We start from the raw sequence: 25,580 nt of genomic DNA, 5'->3' as shown, positions 1-25,580 counted from the left end.
AACTTCATCGCTCTCTCCCATGCGAGCACAAAACGCGAACTCGGATTGCCACGTCGTCCCCACAGCTGCGCTGTTTGGTAACTTCTCGAAATGACCCGCCGGGGGTAAATCGCGTTGAGTAACACACCACGCTGCCATCCTATGTTTGCAACAGAATGTTTTACTCGTGTTTGTCATCCCTGAAAGAGCGATCCCGTGTAATGTGCCCATATTATGAGAGACGGCTCCTTAAATCGATGTGACATGGGAAAAACACACCACGCGGGTCCTCCCGATGACGAGGTACGAGGAAGTAGGGATCTGATTTCGCGCCGGGAAAAACTTCATCGCTCTCTCCCATGCGAGCAGCAAACGCGAAATCGGATTGCCACGTCGTCCCCACAGCTGCGCTGTTTGGTAACTTCTCGCAATGACCCGCCGGGGGTAAATCGCGTTGAGTAACACACCACGCTGCCATCCTATGTTTGCAACAGAATGTTTTACTCGTGTTTGTCATCCCTGAAAGAGCGATCCCGTGTAATGTGCCCATATTATGAGAGACGGCTCCTTAAATCGATGTGACATGGGAAAAACACACCACGCGGGTCCTCCCGATGACGAGGTACGAGGAAGTAGGGATCTGATTTCGCGCCGGGAAAAACTTCATCGCTCTCTCCCATGCGAGCAGCAAACGCGAAATCGGATTGCCACGTCGTCCCCACAGCTGCGCTGTTTGGTAACTTCTCGCAATGACCCGCCGGGGGCAAATCGCGTTGAGTAACACACCACGCTGCCATCCTATGTTTGCAACAGAATGTTTTACCCGCGTTTGTTATCCCTGAAAGAGGGATCCCGCGATAAAATGGACTTGCATGTGAGGTCGATGTAATGTCGAAAAAAGCGCAAACCTTCACAAATAAAAAAGCCTCCAAAGGAGGCTCACATTATTCAATATCATTCTTACGTTTACTATTTACCAAAAACGAAACTCAAACCATTATACGCCGCGTTGTGCAAAATCGTCAGATGATTTTCTTTTGGAAAATTCACCAGCGAAATCGTTTTAGTTTTCGGGTTTTCTTTAAGCAGTAATTCCGACAAATTCTTAGCATCATTTTTCATCTGATCACCTTCTTCTCCAACAGCGATGTACACTTTCTTTGCCTTGCTGGTCGCTTTTTTCAACAGTTGTGGGGCATCCTTTAATAAGGATTCATCATTCCACCATAAACTTGGACTAACGATGATATAATTATCAAACAACGCTGGCTTTTTCAGCAGAATTTCGGTAGCCATCAGTCCGCCCAGTGATTGACCAATGATTGTTCTTTCGCCATTTGTGCGGTAATGACCGTTCACATAAGGTTGCAGATCTTTTTCCACAAAAAGCATAAATTTTGCAGAACCGCCAGATGTCGGGACGTTTTTCAGGTCTTCCTTGTTTTGCGTCGGAAAAGTGAAGTCGCGTTTGCGGTCTACATTAGCAACGCCCACTACAATGGTCGGCGGCATTGCCTGAATCATTGTCAGGAATTGTACGAGCCCGGCAATATGAATAAAGTCTTCATTGGCCGATCCGTCGAGCAGATAGATAACAGGAAACTTGCGTTCCGGTTCTGTCTTGTATTCATCCGGGAGATAGACGTTGATCGTACGTGTTTCTGATAACTGTGTTGATTCAAATTGGTTGACAACACCGAGTACAAAAGGTTTGGCATTAGCATCTTCAGTTTGGGCTTTTGCCAGTGATCCGGTCATTATGCCGATCAGCAGCAGCAGGAAAAGTTTTCTCATAACTGCAAATTAAGCTGCAGGTATCAAGTTGTACCGGGCAAGTGGTAAATCACACAATATTTCACCCTCGGTATATATCCGGAATATACGCTTCGTGATAACTGCAAGTCACACCATCGTTTGCATTTTCTCTTTGAAACTGTACTACCGTATTATTGAAATGTGGGCATCTTTTATCACTCACATATTTGTGGAAAATACAATTTTAAATCAGCTGCGGCTCGTTTTTTATAAGAGTTAAACCATAACCTATTTTGTTACGTATATAATATTATATAGAGTATAAAACATTTTACATGAATGAATAGTACAATTTTACTGAAAAATCTTAGTATAAAAAGTGAACTTGTTCAATTTTTTATCTGCCATGAAAGTAATAGCTTTGAAATTGACCTTATAACTCCTTGAAAAACAGATAATATAATTCTGTTGTTAAATAAGTTATAGTTGTCAAAAGGGGGAGAATAAACAAAACTGAATTTTTTGAATTGAACAACTTACAATACGTTGGTATTGGGTTGTAAGTACAATACGTCCATCGGTTTCCCCTGTTTACTTAATGGCTCAGATAAATGTCTTTTAGGCACTTAACTCAAGCATATACGTTATGAACAGTCTTTTAAAAAGTACAACCATGAGAACGCAGGTTTCATTGTCGAAATTGCTGGTTATCGATGATCATAAAATGATCATTAATGGAATTAAACTCTTAATCGGAAATCAGGTTTCCCAATTTTACGAGGCGCACACGAAAGAAGCAGCAATCAGTTTGCTAGACCAGTTTGAACCCGATCTCGTTATTATCGATTACGTCCTCCAGGAAATCACAGGCGACATCATCGTGCGGGAAATAAAGTACCGCTATCCTAAAACGAAGATTCTGGCTTATTCATTCAGTTTCGATCAAGAGGCGATCGTAAACATGTTTTATGCCGGCGTGAACGGGTATGTTTTGAAAACAAACGATGATGAAGAATTGCTCAACGCAATTCAGGTAATCATGTCCGGGAAGGAATACTTCTGTGTAGAGGCGCGCAATCAGTTAATCAACCGTCTTTCCAATAATTCTGATCATGTGAAATACACAATTGCAGATCGCGAATTCACGCATAAAGAAGTAGAGATAATCAAGCTTATCTGTAAAGAAAAAACAGCTAAAGAAATCAGTAAGGAAATCTATTTGTCTGAGCGGACTGTAGAGCAATACCGCAACAATATTGCCAAACGTATCGGTTCCAAAAACATTGCCGGTATCATCAAGTTTGCATTAAAGAATGGCATTGTGAAATTGCAGGATCTTTAGTTTTGTCAGGTGAATAACTTGTTTTTTGTGTAGAAGTTCAACGATACTTTGGTACTAAATTTTATTTAACAATTAATAGTGATTCTACTTTTGTAATGGGATTGGGATAGCGAAACTCGGGGAGCGTAAAAACGCTGTGGTGGCTATTCTTCTTGCTTTTAATCTTACTGTTTCCCTTACAAAAGTAGAATCATGAAAACGACTACTACCAAGAAAACGAGTGGACTTCTATGTCCCAGAATTCGCCTTTTAGGCCTCCTTTCATTTCTCATTTTTATTGCGCAGCATGCGGTCGCCCAGAACGGGACAATGTGCTACACGCCAATGACAGGTTTCGGCAAAACAGCCACAGCAGTGCAGTCTGGCGTATTGTGTGTGGCGTGTACGTATGCCGACAGCATCAAAAACATGACAGATGCTAATACCAACAATTACGCCAACTTCAATACAGCGGTTGGATTGCTTGCTGGTAACGGCGTTACAGTTGTTGATTCGGTTAACACTTATCCCGCAGGGTATGAAGCGGGGTATGTTGTAGATCTGGGAAATGGATTGCTCACGGCAAATATTCTGAGCAGCTTTACCGTACAGACTTATAACAATGGTACACTCGCTGAATCGAAGAATATCTCGAATGGCTTGTCTGTATCGGCTTTGAGCGGTACATCGGGGAAAATCTATTTGAATTTTAAAACAACACTTCCGTTTAATGAAGTACGATTTGTATTCACCTCAGTGGTGGGTGGCCTCAGTGCATTTCGTATTTATTATGCGATGGCATTTGACTCCAACTGTGGTAATTCATTCACCGCAGGCTATTGTTATAAACAGCTTGCCGGGAATCAAACGCAAGTCAACTTCAACGGTGGTTTACTGAATGCGTTGGTAACGCTGGCGAACCCTGGTAATATCAACGACGGCGATAAAAGAACGTATGCAACCTTTACAGTTCCTGCAGCGACACCGTTATTGAGTACTGCAGTTTTTGCAGGTGTTACAGATCTCCAGAATGTTTACCCGGCGGGTAACAAAGCTGGTTTTATGATTGGTTATGCTTCCAGTTTGCTTACCGCAAATGTGCTCAATTCTTTATCGATCGTAACTTACCTGCACGGTCAGCAACAAGATTCCGTGAATCTCGGTAACTCAAGCGGAACGGGCATTACCATCTCTGCACTGGCAACAGGTGATACTTCTGAAAAAGAAGTTTCGATCACTACTACAAAGCCATTTAATGAAGTTCGTTTAGTAACAAATAATACACTTGGCGTAAACACAGGCGCCATCAATATTTATTACGCGTTTGAAAGCGGCGCTGCTTGTACCAGTTGTCAGCAGGTTCTTACGAGCACGCAGGCTGCACCTTATACAGGAGCCGTAGTAGCTGCGCGTACCAATACGTTTGGTGTGGTTTGTATCGGTCAGTCAATGGCCGGTACAGCCAACCTTGTTGACGCCAGCCTTACCAATTTCGCCACTTATACACCAGCTATTCTCAGCGTTGGGTGTGGCGGACAGATGTCGGTGGGCAATGGTACCGGCGGTACTTTTCCTGCCAATACATTTGCGGGTTTTGCACTTTCGCGAGCGGCCACATTGTTAGATCTCGGCATCTTAAATGCGATAACGATCAATTTATATAATGCAGGCACACTCGTACAATCGGGGAACGGCGCAAGCCTCCTGGGCACCTCGCTGTTAAATCCTGTAACCGGTGTGACTACTGTAGGTATCAAGGCAACGGTTCCATTTAATGAAGTGCAGATCCGTTTTGATGCGGGATTGATCAGTGCAGCACTGGGTGGTACTTACAATATTTATTACGCTTATGTGGTGCGTGACGACGATGGTGATGGTGTGCCAGACTGTAATGAAGTTTGCGGTCTTACCAAAAATGATGCAGTCGACACGGATGGTGATGGCGTTCCTGATGCATGTGATGCCTGTACTAACTCCACCACACTAAAATCAGCATCAAGAGATACAGATGGTGATGGCATTGCAGATGCCTGTGATCAGGATAGCGATAACGATGGCATTTCAGATATCAGAGAAGATACCAATCACGACGGTGATCCGACAAATGATGATGCAGATGGTGACGGTATTCCAAACTACCTCGACCTTGATAGCGATAACGATGGTATTCCTGATTTGTATGAATCTGGTATCTCCGCAACATTACTCGCAACATTAGATGTAAACCATGATGGTGTGATTGATGCGGGAATTTCATTCGGTACAAATGGTCAGGCGGATGTATTGGAAGCTGCAGATCTTGCTACCAGCGATAACAACTACACAATCGCAAATGCAGATGGAGATAGTGTTCCGGATTTCGTAGATCTGGATAGCGATAACGACGGCATTACCGATCTGAAAGAAAGTGGAAGAACCGGTCTTCTTGATGCAAATGGCGATGGCGTAGTAGACGGGCCGGATACAGATTTTGACGGTATCAGAGATAGTGCCGATGGTAACAATGCGGCACGCGGTGCGGCAACACTGGCAGCGCTGAAAGATACGGACGGCGATGGGGTAGCAGATTTTCGTGATCTCGACAGCGACAACGATGGCGTTAACGATATCAGAGAATCAGGCAAAACCTACACAGATGCCAACAACGATGGTATGGCTGATAATGCGGACGCAGACGGCGATGGTATTATGGATTCAGTAGACCTGCGTGCGCGTGGATTCGGTGATGCGCTGGCAACGCTCAGAGATACGGACGGTGATGGTGTTCCAAATTTCCGTGATCTGGATAGTGATAATGATGGTATCAATGATGTGAAAGAAAGTGGCTTACCACTTACCGCTGATGCAAACGGCGATGGTATGGTAGATGGTACGGATACCGATGGTGATGGTATCATTGGCGTAGCAGATGGCAATACGGCTGTCTACGGAGATGCGGGTGATATTGCGCCTAGAGATACAGATGGCGATGGTATTCCTGATCTCCGCGATCTGGATAGCGATAATGATGGTATCAATGATGTCAGAGAAAGTGGCTTGCCGCTTACTGCCGATGCAAATGGTGATGGCATGGTAGATGGCACTGATACAGATGGCGATGGCATATTTGGCGTAGCAGATGGAAATCCTGCAGTATGGGGCGATGCAAATGATATTGTGTTCAGAGATACTGATGGCGACGGTGTTCCGGATGCACGCGATCTCGACTCTGATAATGACGGCATCAGTGATCTGATCGAAAGTGGTATTACCGGTTATGTAGACGCGAATAAAGATGGTGTGGTAGATGGTCCGGATACGGATGGTGATGGTATTCAAAACAGCGTAGACGGTTTGCCTGCTGCCTTCGGTGATGCGGCCGATCCGTTGCCGCAAGATCAGGATAGCGATGGTACACCAAACTTTATAGACGGCGATAGTAATAACGATGGTATCAACGACATTACTTCTGTTGGTCTGGGTTATCTTGATGCTAATGGTGATGGCAGAGTAGATAATCCTATAGATCCGGACGGCGATGGTATTGCAAACAATGATGGCCTCGATTTCATGCCAACCGCATTTGGTGGTCTTGGTCCGGTAACTGTGGTGAATGTAACCGCATTGTTGCAAGGTGCGCTGCAGGGTAATGGTGGCGGAACGATCATGAGAGATAACCTCCGTCAAAATGCACTGATTCCGCTTGCACAACCTTACAACACCACAAGCAGTACGCGTTTCAAACAAGTAGGTGGTGGTGAAGAAACTACAAACAGTACGGTGCTCAATGTAAATGCAGGCACCAACAGCGCTGTGGTCGACTGGGTGTTGATCGAATTAAGAAGCGGCTCTAAAGCTGATTCTGTCGTACACACTGTTTCCGCATTGATAGAAAGAAACGGACATGTTGTAGGCGCAGATGGCAATCAGCTTGGCGTAATGCTTCCTCCGGGCACTTACTATGTATCTGTAAAACATAGAAATCACCTTGGCGTGATGACAGCAACTCCCGTGGTAATCTCCGGACAGGCGAATACGATCGACTTTACAACAACGGCTACTTACGGTTCTGGCGCACAAATACAGGTGTCACCAGGTGTCTACGCAATGTGGATGGGCGATGTAAACCGCGATGGTAAGATTTATTTCACAGCGCCGGGCAATGACCGTGATGCACAATTAGTACAGCTTTCTGGCAATCAATTTGGCTATATAACTACTTATCAGACTGCCGATATCAACATGGATGGCCAGTCATACTACACCGCACCAAATAATGACCGCGATCTCTTGCTCGCAGCCCCATTGTCCGGATTAGAATTTGGATTTATTCAAGAACAACTCCCATAAATAGAACACAGCCAAAATTTTCTTCTCATGAAAAAAGTTGCAATCGTTTTAGCCTTGCTTGCCGGCGCATTCACCGGTGGCGCGCAAACTGCACAGTTTACGATGGCTAAAATCAGTCCTACGACACTCCAGGTTTTTTTCAGAACAACCGCAGCAATTGGTCCTGTCACTACAGGCATCTCCAATGTTACGTTTGTACTCCAGATCCCTCAAACTTTCCCCAATCCTGATGCACTTTGGGGAGCTGCTTCAAACAGTACGTACCTAGGCTCCGCTGCACATCAAACTGTTACCAGCACTGCCAACGGTAATATGTGGAATACAGAGTTTTCTTACACGTCTAATCCGAATATTTCCGGTACTACATTTGCGGCCAATACAGACTATCTGCTGGCTACAATCACATTGCCTTCAGGTGTAGCGCCCACAGATGTGCTCATGACTGACTGGGGCAACAACCAGATCAACAATAATACGGGCGCACCATTGTGGGCAACCAGTATTGCCATCGATGGGGTAGACCGTACCAACAATGCTGCTGTTTTTTATCAGAGCGCGTCTTCTTTGGCGCCTGTCAATAGCGGCAATGTAGCCCTGCAGTCCACAATCGCGATCAATCCCGCGCCCTTAGGACTCACGTTGCTCAACTTCAGCGGTACGCTAAGCAACAAAACTGTTTTCCTGAAATGGCAGTCGGCCAATGAAAAGAACACCAGCTATTTTGACGTACTCAGAAGTGAAGATGCCCGCGAATGGAATTCAGTAGGCAAAGTAGCAGCCGCAGGTACAAAGACAACTACATCTGATTATGCACTGAACGATGACATCCGTTCCGTAATCAGCAATAGTATTTACTATCGCCTTCGTATGGTAGATCTCGATGGAAGTTATACTTATTCCAACACGCTGACTTTTTATCCCGGAAAGGACAACAACGATTTCGTAAAAGTGTATCCTACCGCGGTATCAAAAGGTGAAGATGTGACGGTCGCTTTCTCCGATAGTTACATCGCCGGACAAGTGGCAGTTTTCAATTCAGTTGGCCAGCTTATCACCAAATCAAATGTGGATAATAGTGGTAAGATTACAATTGGCACAACAGATCTTGCTGCCGGTATGTATTTCGTAAAACTGATGAGCGCGCAGTCCAATACAGATATTGCCCGGTTTATTATTCATTAAACATAATTTAAAGAGGCTCTTATTCCTTAAGGTTATCCACTCTTACTCTTTCTCATTCAAAAATTAACCTTGAGTTTCGTAATAAAGCTCCTGTGCATTCTTGTACGGGAGCTTGCTTTTTTCAGGGCTTAAAGCCCGATGAACTGCTGCCGTGAGTCTTCCGAAGGGCGACGCGTGTCTAATGTTCGTGCCGGTCTCCCGACTGGCGATAACACGCAATAGACTAACGTCAGTACATTGTGTATCTGGCACTATAAAACAACTTTTGCCACCAGCACCATCACTCCGTTTAAACACCGTTGCGGCGCTCCGTTCATCGTCAGCGCCGCTATTTAGCAAACGCACCTATAATTCCATAATCCCCGAAATCAGATTCCCACGTCGTTCCTTCTCGGAAAGACCCGCGCGGGTATTGTTCATTGCGAGTTTCACCTAACCAGTTAGATAAAAACATGGTCATTGCGATGAGGAGGTACGACGAAGTGGCAACCTGATTTCGCGCCGAGTAAAAAGCTCCAACATCGGAGTAAAAAAAACTCAACGTCCGAGTTCTGAACCTCAACATCCGAGTAAAAAACTCCAACATCGGAGTAAAAAGCCTCGACGTCCGAGGTCTGAACCTCAACATCCGAGTAAAAAGCGCCAACATCGGAGTAAAAAGCACCAACGTTTGAGCTCCGAACGTCAACAGCGGAGCTCCGAACACCAAACTCGAAATCAGATCATCACGACGTCGTCCCTCCTCCTCATGATGACCCCTCAGAAAAGTATACTCCGTGCCTTTGTGCCTCCGCGAGAAAAAGTTGACTCCGAACACCAAACTCGAAATCAGATCATCACGACGTCGTCCCTCTTCCTCATGATGACCCCTCAGAAAAATATGCTCCGTGCCTTTGTGCCTCCGCGAGAAAAAAGTTGACTCCGAACACCAAACTCGAAATCAGATCATCACGTCGTCGTCCCTCTTCCTCATGATGACCCTCAGAAAAATACACTCCGTGCCTTTGTGCCTCCGTGAGAAAAAAGTTAAGCGAAGTCTCCTGACCGCCTAAAGATCTCAACATAAAAAAAGCCACGGTTCACACCGCAGCTCAATCATTTATAAAACGTCGCAACTTTTAGTTTTTGACTTTTGAATTTTGACTTTCTAAGTTATTCCTCATCCATCTCTGAAGGCTCATTAATCGTCAGTTTGATTTTCGTAATCCGCATCTTATCCACTTCCAGAACCGTAAAATCATATTCCTCAAAGCTGATCGTTTCATTTACCGCCGGGAACTTACCCGAAATTTCCAGAATCAGACCAGCCAGCGAATCACTTTCCCCGCGCACATTCTCAAACGTTTCCGAAGAAGTGCCGATCACACGGCACACATCATTAATCAGTGTTTTACCCTCGAAAATATAATTGTAGTCGTCAATCTTCTTAAAGTTTACATCCTCTTCGTCAAATTCATCTTTGATATCACCGATAATTTCTTCCATGATATCTTCCAGCGTCACAATACCGGAAGTTCCGCCAAATTCATCTACCACAATTGCAAAGTGAATACGCTTCTGTTGGAATTCATGCAGCAAATCCTCAATCAGCTTTCCTTCATGCACAAAATACGCCTGACGAATTAGCGCGTGCCAGTCAAACGCATCATCTTCCGTATGCGGCAAAAAATCCTTTGTATGGATCATCCCTGCAACTTTGTCAAGATTTTCCCTGTACACCGGCATTCTCGAATATCCGACCTCAATTGCATATTTCTGAACCTGAGGAAATGTATAGTCATAAGGAATACCCGAAACATCCATACGCGTACGCATGATCTGGCGAACCGTAATGTTGCCGAATTTCAGGATGCCCTTAAAGATATTTACCTCTTCGCGCGTGGCGGTATGGCCAACTGTGATTTCGATCGCATGTTCAAAGTCCTCACTGCTTAGGTTTGCTGTAGGTGTCGAACCGATCTTTTTCTCAATGAAATTGGTAGAAGAAACCAGCATATTGCTCACTGGTTTGAAGAGACCGGTCAGCAGTTTCAGTACCGGTGCGGCGAACAGGGCCATACGCATGTTATTCTGCGTAGCATATACCTTCGGTAACACTTCTCCGAAAAGCACGAGTAAAAACGTAACAACAATGATCTGGATCACAAAAGACATTACCTGACCAATATCCGGTGGCAAGAGTTGACTCACCAGGAGGTTGGTAGTAATTACGATAGCGATATTTACGAAATTATTGGCAACCAGTATCGTAGCCAGCAATTGCTTCGGTTGTTCCAGCAGTTGAATTGCCTGGCGTGCGCTTGGTTGTTCCTTGGTCTTCAGATAGTTGATATCCTTTGCTTTCAGCGAAAAATATGCTGTCTCTGCGCCGGCAGTAATGGCCGTGAGCAACAAAAGAATAAGGATAATGATAATGAGGATAGTGACGTTAGAAACGGAAAACGCTGCGGGTGCAGCATCCAGAAATATATGGTTCAATATCGTCTCTCCTTCAGATGTACTTTCCAAAGCCCAGTGATTTGGTGAATTGATCAAAAATATAAAAAAGGGAAAGAATACCCAATAATATTCTTTCCCTTCTCATTAGTTTAAAACGCTTTATTAAAAAGGTAAATCGTCTTTGGTTGCGCCGAGTGTACCGGCATCATAATTGAGGTCAGGAGACTGATAAGAGCTGAGATCCGTGGTTGGCGTTTCGGTGCTCGGAAACTCATTCGGACCGTTTTCTTTGCGTTTGTCCAGCATTACCAAGTTATCGCCGACAATCTCCGTGCTAAAGCGGCGGTTTTTGTCTTTGTCTTCCCAGGTGCGGGTACGCAAGCGACCTTCAATAAAAACAAGGCTTCCTTTATGCAGATATTTTTGCGCGAGTTCCGCCAGACCTCTCCATAGAACTACTGTATGCCATTCTGTTTGAGAAACAAGATTTCCGTTTTTGTCCTTGAAAGTTTCGGTAGTGGCGAGTGGAAATTTTGCCACCGCGATATTACCTTCCAGGTATTGGAGATCAGGGTCCCGGCCTAAATTTCCTATCAACATTACTCGGTTAACACCTCTCATATTAGTTCCAATTTTTCAATTAAATAAAAATTATAACCTTGTTAATCTTAAAAGTATAATTTTTTTTCAAAAAAAGAAACAAGCGTTTTGGGAAAAGCGATATTTTTTAGGTCTTTAACAGAAACCCATGTGCCATCATTATCAGGCAGTTTTATGGGAGCTTTCATTTTTATACCAAAAAAACGAGTCTCCACGAGCAGGTGTGTCAGTCTTTGTTTTAGGTTGCCTTCATAAACCATATTTTCGGTAGAAAAATGAAGACCTTTCTCGTTCATTAATGCCTGCAGCGAGTTGGAGTTCAGGGCCTCCGAATATTCTAGTAGAAATGGCTCATGCAGGTTTTGCCAGATGTCTTTCCCCGTCCGTTTTCTAATCCAGATCTGATCGTCTGTTTGTAAAAGCAGATAATGGAAAAAGCGTGTGCCCACTACTGTCTTTTTGCTTTTTACAGGAAGCAGGGCAATGGTGTTTTCATGAAAAGCCGTACAATTCCTTTGCAACGGACAGTCACCACATTTCGGGGTTTGTGGTGTACAAACAGTTGCTCCCAGGTCCATAATCGCCTGATTATAACCGGCGCTGTCAGACGTGTTAAGTAAAGACTGCGCTTTTTCGGCAAACAATTTTTTACCCTCAGTCGTGTCAAAAGGCGTTTCAATTCCAAAATAGCGGGCAAGTACCCGGTACACATTGCCGTCTACTACAGCATGTGGCAAACCAAACGCAAATGACGCAATCGCTGCCGCGGTATACGGGCCAATGCCTTTTAGCTTCAGGATATCTTCATGTTTATCAGGGAAATGACCGTCAAGCTCATCTGTAATAAAACGCGCCGTGGCCAGCATATTTTTGCAGCGGTTGTAATAGCCGAGCCCTTGCCACAGGCGAAAAGCTTGTTCATCGGCGCATGCCGCCATATCTTTTACAGTAGGAAAAGCTTCTGTAAATTTCAGATAATAAGGTAATCCCTGTAAAGCGCGTGTCTGTTGCAAAATGATTTCCGACAACCAGATCTTATAAGGGTCTTTTTCCGATTTCCAGGGCAGATCCCGGGTGTTATCCCTTTCATGCCAATTCATTAATGATTTAGTAAAAAAACTATTCTTAGCAGCTTCGCCCTTCATCTTACCCGCAAAATAACTTAAAAAATGTGGGGAATGTGCTAATGTGGACCAATGTGGTAAATGTGTTCATCTAATGAATGTGCTAATCAATTTTTTGCATTGAATATGTTTTCAAATCATGAGAATTGTCGCATCGCCGAATTGCCGAATTGTCAAATTCGGAGCACATTTCCCACATTAAACACATTCCCACATTAATTTTAGCCGATTATTGCCTACTTTTGCGCCACAATTTGCTGCACTAATGGAATTGCAAAAACTGGAACAAATCGCGACACAGGTTCGCCGTGACATCGTAAGAATGGTATATGCATCACAAAGCGGCCACCCTGGTGGTTCTTTGGGTTGTACAGATTTCCTGGTTGCCCTGTACTTTGAGGCAATGAAACACAATCCGGACTTTAAAATGGACGGAATCGGTGAAGATCTTTTCTTCCTGTCAAACGGACACATCTCTCCTGTGTTTTACAGCGTTTTGGCTCGCGCCGGATATTTCCCGGTAAACGAACTGAACACATTCCGTTTTATCAATACCCGTCTGCAAGGTCACCCTACAACCCATGAAGGTTTGCCAGGCGTACGTATCGCTTCTGGTTCCCTAGGTCAGGGATTGAGCGTAGCGAGCGGTGCAGCGGTTACAAAAAAATTGAACAACGACGCCTCTATCGTATATTCACTGCACGGTGACGGCGAACTGCAGGAAGGTCAGAACTGGGAAGCAATCATGTTTGCTGCACACCATAAACTGGACAATCTGATCATGACGATTGACGTAAACGGTCAGCAGATTGACGGTCCTACCAGCCAGGTAATGAATCTGGGTAATCTGAAAGCTAAGTTTGTTGCTTTCGACTGGCATGTGATTGAAATGGACGGTAATAACATGGCTGAAGTAGTAAAAGGTCTTGCTGAAGCAAAAGCAGCATCTGGCAAAGGCAAGCCTGTTTGTATCCTGATGACTACTGTAATGGGTAAAGGTGTCAGCTTCATGGAAGGCACACACGAATGGCATGGTATTGCGCCAAACGAAGGCCAATTGTCTGATGCAATGGCTCAACTTCCGGAAACACTGGGTGATTATTAATCTTCCTCCAAATACTTTTGAAAAGGTTGCCTCGACTGAGGCAACCTTTTTTGTTTGATGCCCAGATAAAGCTGCAGGCTTTCTGCTCAGCGATGGAATCCTCTCGGGCTTCTTCTTACTTTTTTGCTTGCCCAAAAAAGTAAGCAAAAAAAAGGCAGTCGAAACCAGCTCACTCCGTGGTTTCGACGGTAGCTCGATCTAGCTTAAATGCTACTGTGCTGCCAGGCTTCAGAACGCTATCTTATGTCACTTGCTAGTGTTTGACTATAGCTGAGCTTGCATAACACATCCGGCCTAAGGAAACTACGGCGTTAAAAAATGAAATGCATACAGCGTCCGCAATTATGATGGTTGTCAGAATTGCTACGATTGGTAATAGAATTGCGCGGAATTGCATGCCGCCCCAATAGTAAGCTTTAATAATTGCAGCGAAATGCCTTTTCATTTTAGCTGGAGTTTCCCTAAAGCCTTGAATTTTTGGTCCTTTTTGTTCAAGCAAAAAGGACGAGCTACATTTATACGCTGCAAAAAAGCCACAACACACCGGTATGAAGAAAATATGGATCGTTGTTCCATTACTATTGCTCACGCCTCTGGCGATGGGAAAGCATAAGAAAAATAAAAAAGATCAGGCGGCCGCAGCCGCTGCTAAATCAGCAGATTCAGCAGCAGCTAAGTCTTCCATAAAACCATACAGTAAAGTCATCACGTCAAAAGCGGTTTCACAGAAAGGGCTTTTCACCGTCCATAAAGTAGAAGATAAATGGTACTTCGAAATTGCAGACTCGCTGCTCAACCGCGAAATGATTGTGACTACCCGTTATAGTAAAATAGCTGGTGGTGTTGGCGTGTACGCTGGTGAACTGGAAAATCAGCAAACAATAGAGTGGGAGAAAGGCCCAAATAAAAATGTATTCATGCGTGTGGTTACGACCATCAGCGTGGCGGACAGTAGTAACGAAATTTATAAAGCTGTTACCAATTCCAATCTGAATCCAATTGTAGCTGCATTCGATATTAAAGCATTCGGCAAAGATTCCAATTCCCTCGTGATCGATGTAACTGATTTCTTTAAAGGAGACAATCAGCCGGTTGGCCTGAGTGCAGGTACCAAACGTCGTTTTGGACTTAGTTCGCAGCTCAGCGACCGTTCTTATATCGATGCTATTCACAGCTACCCGATCAATACTGAAGTAAAAACGGTGCGTACATTTAGTTCGTCACCATCCACCACACCAGTGCCCGGCGTGAAGGCATTTCCTGCAGCCTATGCCACTGGGGTTGTAACGCTGGAAATGAATAATTCATTCATCCTTTTGCCGAAACAGCCAATGGCAAAGCGTTTGTTTGATCCGCGTGTAGGCTTTTTCGCAGATGATTATACGGTGTTTAATGATCAGCAGCAAAAAGTAGACAACCAGATTTTTATTGTTCGCTGGCGTCTGGAGCCAAAAGACGAAGACATCGCAAAATGGAAACGTGGTGAACTGGTGGAACCAAAGAAGCCAATCGTTTATTACATTGATCCTGCGACACCGAAACAATGGCGTCCTTACCTGATACAAGGCGTTAATGACTGGCAGGTTGCCTTTGAGAAAGCCGGTTTCAAAAATGCGATCGTGGCAAAAGAATGGCCGGAAAAAGATTCCACGATGAATCTGGAAGATGCCCGGTATTCTGTGATCCGTTATCTCGCATCCGACATCGAAAATGCTTACGGACCGAACATTCACGACCCACGCAGCGGCGAAATTCTGGAAAGCCATATCGGCTGGTATCACAATGTCATGAAGCTCGTACATGACTGGTATATGATTCAGGCTTCAGCGGTAGACGTTCGTGCCCGGGCAATGAAGTTTCCCGATTCTCTGATGGGACAATTGATCCGTTTTGTTTCCTCTCACGAAGTAGGCCATACGCTGGGATTGCGGCACAATATGGGCAGCAGCAGCCGTACCCCGGTAGAAAATCTGCGTAATAAAGCTTGGGTGGAAGCCAATGGTCATACCGCTTCAATTATGGACTATGCCCGTTTCAATTACGTGGCGCAGCCAGAAGATAATATTACCGATAAAGGCATGTTCCCACGTGTCGGCGATTATGATAAATGGGCAATCAAATGGGGGTATAGTGCAAGTTTTGCTGCAAATGAAAAAGACGACAAGAAAATCGTTAATAAATGGATTATCGATAGTCTGAAAGCTAACCCGCGTCTTTGGTTTGGTACAGAAACAAATCCGTTTGACCCGCGTTCGCAAACGGAAGATCTTGGTGACAATGCCATGCGTGCAAGTGAATACGGCATCAAAAACCTGAAACGCATCATGCTGCATCTGAACGAATGGACAAAAGAAGAGGCGGATCGCTACGACAATCTGGAAGATATGTATAGCTCGCTGACTGATCAATACAGACGTTACATGTACCATGTGCTTAAAAATGTAGGTGGTATTTATGAAACGCCGAAAAGCGTAGAGCAAACCGGAGATGTGTACGAACCAACGCCAAAAGCAATGCAGAAAGATGCGGTAGCATTTTTAAATAAACAGCTTTTCGAAACACCAACCTGGCTGGTCGATAAAAATGTACTCAATAAATTCAGTAATCCAGTAACGCTCGACGCAGTTGGAAATACGCAAATCTCGGTACTCAATAGTCTGATGTCGGCTGCCCGGCTATACAGGATTACTATTTGCAGCACGCGCTTTGGAACCGCTAATACCTACAATCTCGATGAAGTGACGGATGATCTGCGCAAAGGAATATGGGCTGAATTAATGTCTCATAAACCGATAGATGGATACCGTCGTAATTTGCAGAAAGCATATATCGACAATCTCATTAACCTGATGAATCCGGCGCAGTCTTCCGATCTGGCGTCAATTATGGCAGCACTTTCCGGACCGAATATTAAAAATACTGATGTTTCATCAGTGGCCAGAGCACAGCTCGTAAGTCTGCGTACACAAATGCTTACTGCTATTCCGGCAACGTCTGATAAGATGAGTAAATACCATTTGCAAGACCTTACAGAACGTATCAAGCTTGCTTTAAACCCGAAAGGATAGCGACACAAATAAATAATGGAAGAATGTTGAATATTCAGTTTTGACGCACTATTTTGTTTCAAACGAAATTCATCCCATTAATAAAATAGCTTTCGGTTTCTTATGAAAAAACGAATATTGAATGCCTCTGCCATTGTGCTTGCGATCGCTGCTTTCTCCACCACTTCCTGTAAAAAATCAGATGACTCCCAGTCGCGGAAGGACATCCTGATAAATGGCCAATGGGCTATGGCGCAGATGGGGCCGGATAAGAACGGAAACAATGTAGTTGACAGCAATGAAGCTGTGCCGGTAGCGTCGATAAATACCTCTGCCAACGTAAATTTTTATTCAGACAATACTTATCAGCTGAATTTAGTGGTCAACGCTGATACCACTATCTTTAAAGGTAATTGGGCATTCATTAATAACGATCAGGTGCTTCGCGTTGTTGTTACCAACCAGGGTCCAAACGATACGTCGATCCTGAATATTCACAATCTTACCCAAACCAACCTCACGGTACTGCAGGAAACTGATACTACCGGAATCTGGGAGGTTTTCACGAGATAAGTTCTACGTTTTAAGTTATAGGTTATAAGTTGTAGGTTAATACTTAAAATGTGAAACCTCAAAAAACGAATAAGGGATGTTGCGAGCAACATCCCTTTATTTATATAGCTTTCGGGCTAAAAATAATTTGATAAATACGAAGCCTCGCGCTAATTATTGACCATTCACCATTCACGATTGCCCACCCGCGTTTGGAGTGCTCATCCTTTTCGGAAGAGGCCCTATTTCAGAATATCGCGGGAGATGACCAGTTTTTGAATCTCCGTAGTTCCTTCACCGATAGTACACAGCTTAGAATCACGGTAGAATTTTTCTGCAGGGAAATCTTTTGTATAACCGTAACCACCGAAAATCTGTACGCCGTCTGTAGCAATCTGCACGCAGATTTCAGAAGCGTAAGCTTTCGCCATTGCAGATTCTTTCGTCATTTTCACGCCACGGTTTTTCATGTCAGCAGCTTGATAAATCAGGTTTTCAGCTACTTCAATTTTTGTAGCCATGTCAGCGATTTTAAACGCGATTGCCTGGAAATTAGAAATTGGCTGATCAAATTGATGACGTTCTTTAGAATATTTCAGTGCAGCGTCGTAAGCACCTTTTGCGATACCCAGTGACAATGCAGCGATAGAGATACGACCGCCGTCCAGCACTTTCATTGCCTGATGGAAACCTTCGCCAACTTCGCCCATACGCTGTGCGTCAGAGATGCGGCAGTTATCGAAGATCAGCTCAGCTGTTTCGGAAGCACGCATACCCAGTTTGTTTTCTTTCTTGCCGGCAGAAAAACCAGGAGTGCCACGTTCTACGATAAATGCAGTTACGTTGTTTTTAGCACGGGGTTCGCCAGTACGAGCCAGTACTACAGCTACTTCGCCGCTGATACCGTGCGTAATCCAGTTTTTAGTACCGTTCAAAACCCATTCGTCACCATCTTTGGTAGCGGTGCAACGCATATTGCCTGCATCACTGCCTGTATTAGCTTCGGTAAGGCCCCATGCGCCGATCCATTCGGCAGTAGCCAGTTTAGGAAGATATTTTTTCTTTTGTTCCTCGTTACCAAAATACAGGATGTGACCTGTGCAAAGAGAGTTGTGTGCTGCTACGGAAAGACCGATAGAACCACAAACTTTTGCCACTTCGCTGATTACTGTAACGTATTCAAAGTAACCAAGGCCGGAACCACCATATTCAGCTGGAACCAATACACCCATCAGGCCAAGCTTACCCATTTCGCGGAAGAGATCAATTGGGAATTTCTGCGCTTCATCCCATTCCATCATTTTAGGACGAATGTGCTTGTTTGCAAAATCACGAACCATTTCAGCGATCTGCACCTGTGTGTCTGTATACTTAAAATCCATAAAAAAGGCTATTCTGCTATGAAATAAGGCGCAATTTTACGATAAATTTCGGCATTCATCAACGGCACCTGCTTTAATTGTTCAATATTTTCGTAGTGTCCCAGGCCATTCCGCAATAAAATAATGTTGTTGCCGACCTTTTCTCCTATATAAGGATGTGCTTTTAATTGTTCTATACTACATGTATTTAATTTTATTTTAATTATGGCGGATGGGTCAATACGAAGCTTTTGTTGTAGCTGTTGAAATGTGGAATCGGGGAAACGGTAAATTTCTAATAGTTGTTCGTAATTGATAAAGCCACCCAATGCCTGCCTTCTGGCAACGATTTTATGTGCCAGCGTGGGACCGATGCCATTTAACTTAACCAAAGAGGCAGAGTCTGTCGAATTGAGATTTAGAAATGCAGGCTCGGGTTCCCGCTTATAAGTTGGATAGGATGAAAAATGTTCAGCACCTGTTGTGTTGCTGATTTTGATAAACGGCTCGATACGTTCATAGTCCGCATCGCTCAGCGTGTACAACGGTTTTAGGTCCTCTTTTTTGTAAAAGACTTTTCCCTTGCGTCGCCAGTTCAGAAGGAGGTGGACCGTTTTTTCTTTTAGTCCGAGTTTGCGGAATTCGGCGCTGTCAAGTGTATTGGGATCAAAAGAGAATAGGGTTGCCATATCGGGAACTGTTCCATTTTTTGTTTCTTCAGCGCGTTCGTTCATTTGCCGTTTTACCCACGCCAGCCGCCATTCCGCTTCTTCAGCAGTAGTCTCATACGGAACCGTCATGAAACTCATCGTGAAAAAGACGGCCTGTAAAATCAATAGCAGAATTATCAGCACGCTGGCCCCGCGACGTTCTGACTGCGTAAAAGAAAAATATGATAGAAATATTTTTTTCATCAGATAACCGGTAATAATTAAATACCGGCCCAGGAATAGGCCGGTGTTTCAATCCCACAAACAATTTGTGAGCAGCAACGGTATGCGTACAAAAAACAGAATATTTTATTAGCTCAAATCTCGTGCCAGATTTTCGTGGACATAAAAAAAACGCCACGTGATGTACGTGACGTTTTGCTTATTATAAATATGGTAAAAATTAAAACTCTGCGTTCTTAGGTGTGCGAGGGAATGGGATTACATCGCGGATATTAGTCATGCCGGTTACAAACAACACCAGACGTTCAAAACCCAGACCGAAGCCTGCGTGCGGTACAGTTCCGAAACGGCGTGTGTCGAGATACCAGTACATTTCTTCTGTTGGAATATGCATCTCATTCATGCGCTGTTCCAGCTTGTCGAGGCGTTCTTCTCTTTGTGAGCCACCTACGATTTCTCCGATGCCAGGAGCAAGAATATCCATCGCAGCTACGGTTTTACCGTCGTCATTCTGACGCATGTAAAACGCCTTGATGTCTTTCGGGTAGTCCGTAACTACTACAGGTTTCTTGAAATGTTTTTCTACCAGGTAACGTTCATGTTCGCTTTGCATATCAATGCCCCAGCTTACATCGTACTGGAATTTTTTCTTTTTATACGCCGGCGAGTTTAAGAGGATATCGATAGCTTCGGTATACGTGACACGTTCAAATTTGTTGTTGATCACAAATTCGAGCTTCTCGATCAGACCCATTTCGCTGCGCTCATTCTGCGGCTTTTGTTTTTCTTCGTCAATCAGTCTTTGTGCGAGGAACTCCAGGTCTTCGCGGTTATGCTCCAAAGCGTATTTGATGACATAACGAATGAATTCTTCAGCGAGATCAGCGTTATCGTTAAGGTCGTTGAATGCAACTTCCGGTTCAATCATCCAGAACTCAGCAAGGTGACGCGCCGTGTTGGAGTTTTCTGCGCGGAAAGTAGGCCCGAAAGTGTACACTTCGCCAAATGCAGTAGCACCCAGTTCGCCTTCAAGCTGGCCGCTTACGGTCAGGTTGGTCGCGCGTCCGAAGAAGTCTTCTGTAAAATTGATGCTGCCGTCTTCGTTGCGTGGCGGATTGTCAAAAGGCAGGGTAGTCACGCGGAACATTTCGCCGGCGCCTTCTGCGTCGCTGGCTGTAACAATTGGCGTATGCAGGTACACAAATCCACGATCATTGAAGAACTGATGGATGGCGAATGCCAGGCTGTGACGTACGCGAAAAACGGCGCCAAAAGTATTGGTACGGAAACGCAGGTGTGCAATTTCGCGCAGGTATTCCAGACTTGGACGGTTTTTCAGTTGCAGCGGGAATTTTTCGCCGTCGCAGGTGCCGAGGATTTCTACTGTATCCGCTTTTACCTCTACTTTTTGTCCTTTCCCCTGAGAGGTCACAACAGTACCATTAATGCTCAAAGACGCGCCATTGGTAATATTTTTAACGATCTCCTCATTAGTATTCAGGTCTATGACGATTTGCAGATTATTCAGCGAAGAACCATCATTAAGCGCTATAAACTGATTGTTGCGGAAAGATCGCACCCAGCCTTTTACTGTTACCGGGTACCCATGTTCTTCGCTACGAAGAATGTCTTTGATTTTGGTACGTGCCATAAAAAATTAATAAAGCAATTAGTGGTTTAAGATTCCGTAAATGTACAAATGTGGCAACTGAAGGCGCCACATTTGTACAAAAAACGTTATTATTTATTTATTGACTATTCGTTGATCAGTTCTTGTTTCTGAGCAAACTTAGTTTCGTAATCCTTAATGCTGTGCTGCAGGATCTTTTTAGCCAGACGTGCACCCTGGAATTCTTCGATCTTCACCACTTTATTTTCGAGTTTTTTGTACTCTTCGAAGAAATGACGCAGCTCTTCGATAAAGTGTGGCGGCAGTTCGCTGATATCATTGATGTGGGCAACGCTCATGTCGTTTGCGCAAACAGCGATCACCTTATCATCAGCTTCGCCTTGGTCCAGCATGCGCATTACACCGATGATCTTAGCTTCTACCAGGCAAAGCGGTTGCATATCGATCTGAGACAATACGAGAATATCCAGCGGATCGCCATCATCGCAATAAGTACGCGGGATAAAGCCGTAATTGGCTGGGTAATAAACTGATGAGTAAAGCACACGGTCCAGTTTCAGCATTCCTGTTTCTTTATCGAGCTCGTATTTCGCACGGGAACCTTTCGGTATCTCGATGATTGCGTTGACGTTATCGGGGATGTTTTCGCCGTAGCTGACTGAATGCCAAGGATTAAATGTCATGTTCCTGTAAATTATTGCGTGCAAAGGTAGTAGGTTATACTAAATATTGGTGTATTTCTGTTTAATATAAAAAACAATAACTTACAGCGAGGGCTATGAATTTTACGTGTCTACATACAGCGGAAATCCTTATGGCACAAGCAGTTTACAAAAAAATAACTTTGGCTTTTTTTTAAAAACTCAAAGTTGTTTTTTTGATCTGTACCTATATCTTTGCAAGCGTACAAAAACCTGTTTGGATTAAATACTTAACAAAAAAAACAAAAACACAAAAATCAGAATTATGGCAGATGTAAAAACAGCCGCAGCAAAACCGTCTACTACAGGTCACAGTGTAGGAAAGCCAAAGAATTCAAACAACTTCTGGACGAACCTGCTGGTAGTAGCAGCTTGTATTGTTGTTTCAGTTCTCATTTTCAATTTCGTTTTAGGTAGTGCAGGTAACTTCCACGACGCCGAAAAACACAAGCCAGCCAACTTCGCAGGTACAATGTACTCGGGTGGTTTCGTAGTACCAATCATCATGGCGACTTTGCTCACCCTGATCTGCTTTATCGTTGAACGTGGTCTTACTATTTTCAAAGCAAAAGGTCGTGTACCAGCTGGTGAATTCGTACGTAAAGTACAATACCACCTCGCTAATAAAAACGTTGATGCAGCTCTGGCAGAATGCGACAAGCAATCTGGCTCTGTAGGTAACGTTATGCGTTCTGGTCTGGTTAAATACCGTGAAATGATCAACAACACTGATCTCGATACTGATCAGAAAGTACTGAGCATCCAGAAAGAAATCGAAGAAGCAACCGCACTGGAACTGCCAATGCTGGAAAAAAACCTCGTGTTCCTTTCTACGATCGCTTCTGCAGCTACCCTCCTGGGTCTGTTCGGTACAGTACGTGGTATGATCGCATCATTCTCTGCGATGGCAACTGCAGGTGCTCCTGATGCTGCATCTCTCGCTGCTGGTATCTCTGAAGCCCTGATCAATACCATGCTCGGTATCGGTACTTCATTCATCGCTATCATCGCGTACAACTTCTATACAACTATCATCGATGGTGTCACTTTCGGTATTGACGAAAGCGGTTTCACGTTGACTCAAAGTTTCGCTGCTAACTATAAGTAATCGTAAACAGGTAGCAATTCCTGTTTGTTAAATGTGAGATTGATTTGTGGAAAAAGAGAGATGCTGAATCTTATTAGTTAAACAGTGTAGAAAAACATAACGATGCCTAAATTAAAACTGCCTAGGAAAAGCACGAACATCGACATGACGGCGATGTGTGACGTGGCTTTCCTGTTGCTGACGTTCTTCATGTTGGCAACTAAGTTTAAACCAGATGAACCGGTAGTTGTAAAAACACCATCATCGATCTCGGAAATCCCATTGCCGGACAATGACATCATGATGATTACTGTAGATCCGAAAGGCCGTGTTTTCTTCTCTATCGATAACAAGAACATGCGTAAATCGCTGATCGAAAATATCGACGAGTACAAAAAACTGGGCCTTACTGACCAGGAAAAAAACATGTTTGCCATCGGTTCTTCAATCGGTCTACCGTTCAATCAGCTCAAATCGTTCCTTGCTGCTCCTCCGGATCAACAGAAACAATTTGAACAAAGCGCTCCAGGTGTTCCTACTGACACTACAGTAAACTCTGACGCGAATGAACTGGCTGCATGGATCAGAAGTGCGCGTAACACCAACCCGAAATTGCGTATTGTAATCAAGGCTGATGAAAGTGCTACTTATCCAGAGGTTAAAAAAGTGATTCATACACTGGAAGGCTGGAAGATCTTTAAGTTCAACCTGCTGACCAACCTCAAAGCCGTACCTCCGGGAACTGCAGCTTACGAGCTTCAGCAAGGTGGTAAAAAAGAATCTTAATAAGTTTATTAACAGTAAATAAAAGCTTTGTTCCATGGCAGAAATGGATACCTCGAGTAGCGGGGGACATAAGAAAGGGCCTGGGGTCAAGAAGGGAAAGAAACTTTCCACTCGTGTCGATCTGACTCCGATGGTGGACTTGGGCTTCCTGTTGATTACATTCTTCATGTATACAACAACGATGGCCAAGCCTAAGACTATGGAGATCAACATGCCCTACAAAGACGAAAATATTCCACCTGATAAGCAAAGTAAGGTAAAGGAGAGTACGGCCATGACCATCCTGCTTAGTAAAGACCACCGTGTTTATTACTATGAAGGTATTGGTAGCGACCCTACGAATCCGCCACAACTGCAGGTGACATATTTTAAAAATAAAGATGGCATCCGTGATGCGATCATCAAGAAAAAACAGAAAGTAGAGGAGATGCAACGTCAGGGTTTGCTGACTGCTACCGATAAAGCTACTTTCCTGATCAAACCTGATGATAATAGCACGTATGACGATCTCGTAAACATTCTTGATGAAATGAGCATCAACGATGTAAAAGTTTACGCAATCGTTGATATCACTCCGGTTGATAAAGAATTCATTACGAAGACGGAACAGGCTAACGGAATTCAATAGGTTTTTGTCTTATGAAATCCCGCCGGAATCGCGTCTTATTTAACAAAAGGCATTCTTAAAATGGATATTAATAAAATTCTCAAATCCGACTACCTCGACATCCTGTTCGAGGGCCGTAATAAAAATTACGGAGGCTACGAGTTGCGCAAAAAATATCCGGATCGTATGCGCAAGGCTACCTTCATCGTAATTGGTGCCGTTGCGTTGGCTATCGCTTATCCTACAATTGCTGCTTTATTGCCGCATAAAGAGGAGAAAAAAACTGTCGCTATCATGAAAGAAGTGACACTTGCTGAGCCGCCGCCAATCGATCCGAAAAAACCACCACCACCACCAGCACCGGCTGAGCCACCACCACCGGCTAAGCCAACCGTTCAGTTTACTCCTCCTGTAATCAAAAAAGATGAGGAAGTAAAAGAAAACGAAAAACCAGCTGAGGTAAAAGAATTGAAAGACGCGGCTGCAGGCGTGGAAACGAAAGCAGGCGATGTGAATGGTATTGATCCGGGTATCGTAGATAACCCGAATCCAGGTAACGGTGCTGTAGAAGCTCCGCCGCCACCACCACAAATCTTCCAGTTCGTAGAACAAATGCCAGAATTCCCGGGTGGTCAGGATAAAATGATGGAATACCTCGGTAATCACATCCGTTATCCGGAACAAGCTCGTGAATCAGGTATCGAAGGTCGTGTTACTGTTCGTTTCGTAGTAAACGAGGACGGTGATATCTCCGACGCTACAGTACTTCGCGGTATCGGCGGTGGTTGCGATGAAGAAGCAATTCGTGTAGTAAAAGGCATGCCTAAATGGAAGCCTGGTAAACAAAACGGCCGTGCCGTAAAAGTTTACTTTACACTGCCGGTTTCTTTCCGCTTAGAGTAGTAGTTTTTTAAACGAACAATAAAACAAAATCCCGGTCGCAAGAAGCGACCGGGATTTTTGCTTATATGAAGGCGAGTTGTGCCGCTTACTGGCAGCAGGCTCACAGCAAAAGAAAATAGTTTTTAATTTTTTAAACATAAGTTTAAGAATCCACACAGATACAAGGAACACATTAAGCT

The 25,580-nt window shown here is 44.2% G+C and carries 18 protein-coding genes; 10 read left to right on the top strand and 8 right to left on the bottom strand.

What is annotated here, in order from left to right; genetic code table 11:
• Positions 1–948: 948 nt before the first annotated feature.
• On the bottom strand, positions 949–1,773 hold the full coding sequence (locus DN068_RS08630) for an alpha/beta hydrolase (RefSeq protein ID WP_110998508.1): 825 nt from the start codon (positions 1,771–1,773) through the stop codon (positions 949–951).
• A gap of 634 nt (positions 1,774–2,407) precedes the next feature.
• Between DN068_RS08630 and DN068_RS08625 the strand changes: the two genes are divergently transcribed.
• From DN068_RS08625 to DN068_RS08615, 3 genes are all read left to right on the top strand, one after another.
• The gene (locus tag DN068_RS08625) at positions 2,408–3,076 is read left to right on the top strand and encodes a response regulator (RefSeq protein WP_165836326.1); all 669 of its coding nucleotides are present in this window, start codon (positions 2,408–2,410) and stop codon (positions 3,074–3,076) included.
• Between the two features lie 192 nt (positions 3,077–3,268).
• Positions 3,269–7,384 (top strand): hypothetical protein, encoded by a 4,116-nt coding sequence (locus DN068_RS08620; protein WP_123985285.1) that lies wholly within the window; start codon positions 3,269–3,271, stop codon positions 7,382–7,384.
• A 27-nt stretch (positions 7,385–7,411) separates the two neighbouring features.
• A complete protein-coding gene (locus tag DN068_RS08615) occupies positions 7,412–8,566 on the top strand; it encodes a T9SS type A sorting domain-containing protein (RefSeq protein ID WP_110998505.1) in 1,155 nt (384 codons plus the stop codon).
• 1,152 nt (positions 8,567–9,718) lie between these two features.
• Here the strand turns inward: DN068_RS08615 and gldE are convergent.
• The 3 genes from gldE to mutY form a co-directional block, all read right to left on the bottom strand.
• Positions 9,719–11,074 (bottom strand): gliding motility-associated protein GldE, encoded by a 1,356-nt coding sequence (gldE, locus tag DN068_RS08595; RefSeq protein WP_243630171.1) that lies wholly within the window; start codon positions 11,072–11,074, stop codon positions 9,719–9,721.
• 93 nt (positions 11,075–11,167) lie between these two features.
• Positions 11,168–11,605 (bottom strand): single-stranded DNA-binding protein, encoded by a 438-nt coding sequence (locus DN068_RS08590; RefSeq protein ID WP_243630169.1) that lies wholly within the window; start codon positions 11,603–11,605, stop codon positions 11,168–11,170.
• A gap of 68 nt (positions 11,606–11,673) precedes the next feature.
• On the bottom strand, positions 11,674–12,750 hold the full coding sequence (gene mutY / locus DN068_RS08585) for an A/G-specific adenine glycosylase (protein WP_110998500.1): 1,077 nt from the start codon (positions 12,748–12,750) through the stop codon (positions 11,674–11,676).
• Positions 12,751–12,994: 244 nt separating this feature from the next.
• On the opposite strand from mutY, the gene DN068_RS08580 reads away from it, so the two are divergent.
• The 3 genes from DN068_RS08580 (at position 12,995) to DN068_RS08565 (ending at position 17,454) form a co-directional block, all read left to right on the top strand.
• Positions 12,995–13,834: a transketolase gene (locus DN068_RS08580; protein WP_110998499.1), complete on the top strand. Its 840-nt coding sequence runs from the start codon at positions 12,995–12,997 to the stop codon at positions 13,832–13,834.
• Between the two features lie 548 nt (positions 13,835–14,382).
• Positions 14,383–16,902 (top strand): zinc-dependent metalloprotease, encoded by a 2,520-nt coding sequence (locus tag DN068_RS08570; protein ID WP_110998497.1) that lies wholly within the window; start codon positions 14,383–14,385, stop codon positions 16,900–16,902.
• Between the two features lie 102 nt (positions 16,903–17,004).
• The gene (locus DN068_RS08565; RefSeq protein ID WP_110998496.1) at positions 17,005–17,454 is read left to right on the top strand and encodes a hypothetical protein; all 450 of its coding nucleotides are present in this window, start codon (positions 17,005–17,007) and stop codon (positions 17,452–17,454) included.
• A gap of 221 nt (positions 17,455–17,675) precedes the next feature.
• On the opposite strand, the gene DN068_RS08560 is transcribed toward DN068_RS08565, so the two are convergent.
• From DN068_RS08560 to DN068_RS08545, 4 genes are all read right to left on the bottom strand, one after another.
• Positions 17,676–18,815, bottom strand: coding sequence for an acyl-CoA dehydrogenase family protein (locus DN068_RS08560; RefSeq protein WP_110998495.1), 1,140 nt, complete (start codon positions 18,813–18,815; stop codon positions 17,676–17,678).
• Between the two features lie 8 nt (positions 18,816–18,823).
• On the bottom strand, positions 18,824–19,708 hold the full coding sequence (locus DN068_RS08555) for a helix-hairpin-helix domain-containing protein (protein ID WP_110998494.1): 885 nt from the start codon (positions 19,706–19,708) through the stop codon (positions 18,824–18,826).
• Between the two features lie 199 nt (positions 19,709–19,907).
• Positions 19,908–21,338 carry an asparagine--tRNA ligase gene (gene asnS, locus DN068_RS08550; RefSeq protein WP_110998493.1) on the bottom strand — a complete coding sequence of 477 codons (1,431 nt, stop codon included), beginning with the start codon at positions 21,336–21,338 and terminating at the stop codon, positions 19,908–19,910.
• 104 nt (positions 21,339–21,442) lie between these two features.
• A complete protein-coding gene (locus DN068_RS08545; protein WP_110998492.1) occupies positions 21,443–22,000 on the bottom strand; it encodes an inorganic diphosphatase in 558 nt (185 codons plus the stop codon).
• Between the two features lie 283 nt (positions 22,001–22,283).
• On the opposite strand from DN068_RS08545, the gene DN068_RS08540 reads away from it, so the two are divergent.
• The 4 genes from DN068_RS08540 to DN068_RS08525 all read left to right on the top strand — a co-directional run bounded on the left by DN068_RS08540 (position 22,284) and on the right by DN068_RS08525 (position 25,401).
• Entirely contained in the window at positions 22,284–23,126 is an 843-nt protein-coding gene (locus DN068_RS08540; protein ID WP_110998491.1) for a MotA/TolQ/ExbB proton channel family protein, read from the top strand.
• 102 nt (positions 23,127–23,228) lie between these two features.
• On the top strand, positions 23,229–23,891 hold the full coding sequence (locus tag DN068_RS08535) for an ExbD/TolR family protein (protein ID WP_110998490.1): 663 nt from the start codon (positions 23,229–23,231) through the stop codon (positions 23,889–23,891).
• 34 nt (positions 23,892–23,925) lie between these two features.
• Complete coding sequence (locus DN068_RS08530; protein WP_110998489.1) at positions 23,926–24,519, top strand: ExbD/TolR family protein; 594 nt, start codon at positions 23,926–23,928, stop codon at positions 24,517–24,519.
• A 60-nt stretch (positions 24,520–24,579) separates the two neighbouring features.
• On the top strand, positions 24,580–25,401 hold the full coding sequence (locus tag DN068_RS08525) for an energy transducer TonB (RefSeq protein ID WP_110998488.1): 822 nt from the start codon (positions 24,580–24,582) through the stop codon (positions 25,399–25,401).
• Positions 25,402–25,580: the final 179 nt, after the last annotated feature.

This window comes from Taibaiella soli, assembly GCF_003236175.1.
In the GTDB taxonomy this organism is placed as follows: Bacteria; Bacteroidota; Bacteroidia; order Chitinophagales; family Chitinophagaceae; genus QKTW01.
Note: the sequence above shows the minus strand (reverse complement) of the source record. Positions and strands in the feature narration are given on the sequence as shown.

Bases quoted from the DNA above. Each gene is read 5' to 3' on its own strand.
- DN068_RS08630 (WP_110998508.1), bottom strand. From the start codon at position 1,773: ATGAGAAAACTTTTCCTGCTGCTGCTGATCGGCATAATGACCGGATCA.
- DN068_RS08625 (WP_165836326.1), top strand. From the start codon at position 2,408: ATGAGAACGCAGGTTTCATTGTCGAAATTGCTGGTTATCGATGATCAT.
- DN068_RS08620 (WP_123985285.1), top strand. From the start codon at position 3,269: ATGAAAACGACTACTACCAAGAAAACGAGTGGACTTCTATGTCCCAGA.
- DN068_RS08615 (WP_110998505.1), top strand. From the start codon at position 7,412: ATGAAAAAAGTTGCAATCGTTTTAGCCTTGCTTGCCGGCGCATTCACC.
- DN068_RS08590 (WP_243630169.1), bottom strand. From the start codon at position 11,605: ATGTTGATAGGAAATTTAGGCCGGGACCCTGATCTCCAATACCTGGAA.
- mutY (WP_110998500.1), bottom strand. From the start codon at position 12,750: ATGAAGGGCGAAGCTGCTAAGAATAGTTTTTTTACTAAATCATTAATG.
- DN068_RS08580 (WP_110998499.1), top strand. From the start codon at position 12,995: ATGGAATTGCAAAAACTGGAACAAATCGCGACACAGGTTCGCCGTGAC.
- DN068_RS08570 (WP_110998497.1), top strand. From the start codon at position 14,383: ATGAAGAAAATATGGATCGTTGTTCCATTACTATTGCTCACGCCTCTG.
- DN068_RS08565 (WP_110998496.1), top strand. From the start codon at position 17,005: ATGAAAAAACGAATATTGAATGCCTCTGCCATTGTGCTTGCGATCGCT.
- DN068_RS08560 (WP_110998495.1), bottom strand. From the start codon at position 18,815: ATGGATTTTAAGTATACAGACACACAGGTGCAGATCGCTGAAATGGTT.
- DN068_RS08555 (WP_110998494.1), bottom strand. From the start codon at position 19,708: ATGAAAAAAATATTTCTATCATATTTTTCTTTTACGCAGTCAGAACGT.
- asnS (WP_110998493.1), bottom strand. From the start codon at position 21,338: ATGGCACGTACCAAAATCAAAGACATTCTTCGTAGCGAAGAACATGGG.
- DN068_RS08545 (WP_110998492.1), bottom strand. From the start codon at position 22,000: ATGACATTTAATCCTTGGCATTCAGTCAGCTACGGCGAAAACATCCCC.
- DN068_RS08540 (WP_110998491.1), top strand. From the start codon at position 22,284: ATGGCAGATGTAAAAACAGCCGCAGCAAAACCGTCTACTACAGGTCAC.
- DN068_RS08535 (WP_110998490.1), top strand. From the start codon at position 23,229: ATGCCTAAATTAAAACTGCCTAGGAAAAGCACGAACATCGACATGACG.
- DN068_RS08530 (WP_110998489.1), top strand. From the start codon at position 23,926: ATGGCAGAAATGGATACCTCGAGTAGCGGGGGACATAAGAAAGGGCCT.
- DN068_RS08525 (WP_110998488.1), top strand. From the start codon at position 24,580: ATGGATATTAATAAAATTCTCAAATCCGACTACCTCGACATCCTGTTC.